Consider the following 1,829-nt stretch of genomic DNA (forward strand, 5'->3'; position numbering starts at 1 on the left):
ACCATGCAGAAGACCGGCTCCGGCAGGCCCCAGCCGAAAACCCGCACCGGCAGGCTGAACAGGATGGTGGCCAGCACGCACTGCAGGATCGGCAGGCCCAGCCAGCTCAGGGGATCGAGGCGGCCGGCGGTCAGGCTCAAAACACCGGCTCCAGGGCGGGCGGCGGGGGCGTCTCGGCGGCGGGCGCAGGCGCCGGCTGGGTCGGAGCCTTCTGAGCCGGTGGTTTTGGCGTGGGCGCCTTGGGCGTTGGGCCGCGTGGGGCGGGCGCCTTCTGCACCGGGCTCTGGGCCGCCGGCGCGGGGGGCGGCGGCGGCGAGGTCACGCCCACGGCTGGCAGGGCGTTGTTGGCCGGCGGTTCGGCGGGGGCGTTCAGTTCGTCCTGGTCGACCAGCTGGGAGAAGTCCTCGAACAGCAGGACGCGCACGAAGTCCACCGCCCCGGAATCGGCGCTGAGCACCACGCGCCAGGCGCCGTCCACCCCGCGCACCGCCACGCCCACGGGCAGGCCCCGGGGCATGAGGCCGCCGTCGCCGGAGGTGACGATCCGGTCGCCGTCCTTCACCGGGTCCTGGCCGCGCAGATAGTCGAGCTTGGGATTGGGACCGCCGTCGCCGGTCAGGATGGCCCGGGCGTTGGTGCGATCCACCATCACCGGCGTGCGCGAGGCGATGTCGGTCAGCATCAGGATGCGGCTGGCCCCGCGGGTGACGCCGACCACCCGGCCGACCAGGCCGTATTCGCTCATCACTGGGTTGCCGATGCGGATATTGCGCTCGCTCCCGGCGTTGGCCAGGCGGGTATTGGCGAAGGGGCCCCGCGCATCGGCCACCACGCGAGCCGAGACCATGGGGATCGGCGGATTGGTCTGCAGGCCCAGAAGATCGCGATACCGCTCATTGAGATCCCGCAGGCTCAGCACCTCCTGCTCCAGGGCCGCGGCGGCCTCAAGCTCCTGGCGCAAGCGGCGGTTCTCGGAGACGGCGAAGAAGTAGTCGCCCACAGCGCCCGACAGCGAGCCCAGCCAGTGAAGCGGCGCAGAGACGACCCCTGTGACCGGGGCGCTGACGGCGTCGCTGACCTCGCGGGTCACCCCATAGGCCTCGTTGCGGAAGGTCTCGCGGCGATCGCCGAGCAGCAGGGCGGCGGCCACGACGACGGCCACGATGAGGGCGACGCCGGCGGTCCAGACCAGCGGCACCCGGATCTCACCGAAGGGATTGTCCCGAAAGGACACCTAAGCCCGTCTCCCCGCAGACACCAAGACGGCCAAGCGCCGCCTGCGTCAGTTCAGCAAATCCTAGACCGACCTTGCCCGATTCCGACGTTTTCGTCCGGACCCAGGTCCGTCCTAGGCCAGGGTGGATTCCAGAACGCCCTTCATCCACTTGGGATGTTCCAGAACCTTGCCGCAGCCGAGCGCCACGCAGGACAGCGGATCGTCGGCCACGGTCACCGGCAGGCCGGTGTGATCGCGGATCTCGGCGTCCAGGCCCCGCAGCAGGGCCCCGCCGCCGGTCAGCATGATGCCCTTGTCGGCGATATCGGAGGCGAGTTCGGGGGGCGTCGCCTCCAGCGCCATCTTCACCGCATCGACGATCTGGCCGACCGGCTCCGACAGGGCGTCGGAGGCCTGTTTCTCGCTGATGCGCACTTCGCGCGGCACGCCCTGCATCAGGTCGCGGCCCTTGACCTCGATGGACAGGCCCTCGCCGTCGGCCGGGGCGCGGGCGGTGCCGATCTCCTTCTTGATCCGCTCGGCGGTGGTTTCACCGATCAGCAGATTATGGTTGCGGCGCATGTAGGAGATGATCGCCTCGTCCATCTTGTCG

At 70.3% G+C, this 1,829-nt stretch carries 2 protein-coding genes; both read right to left on the reverse strand.

Features of this window, described 5'->3' with window-relative positions:
- Window positions 1-136 precede the first annotated feature (136 nt).
- Entirely contained in the window at window positions 137-1,234 is a 1,098-nt protein-coding gene (gene mreC, locus Q7S93_RS03205; RefSeq protein ID WP_304712133.1) for a rod shape-determining protein MreC, read from the reverse strand.
- A 114-nt stretch (window positions 1,235-1,348) separates the two neighbouring features.
- A partial coding sequence (locus Q7S93_RS03210; RefSeq protein WP_304712134.1) for a rod shape-determining protein occupies window positions 1,349-1,829 on the reverse strand: 481 nt, incomplete at its 5' end.

Source organism: Phenylobacterium sp., assembly GCF_030646615.1.
Lineage (GTDB): Bacteria > Pseudomonadota > Alphaproteobacteria > Caulobacterales > Caulobacteraceae > Phenylobacterium.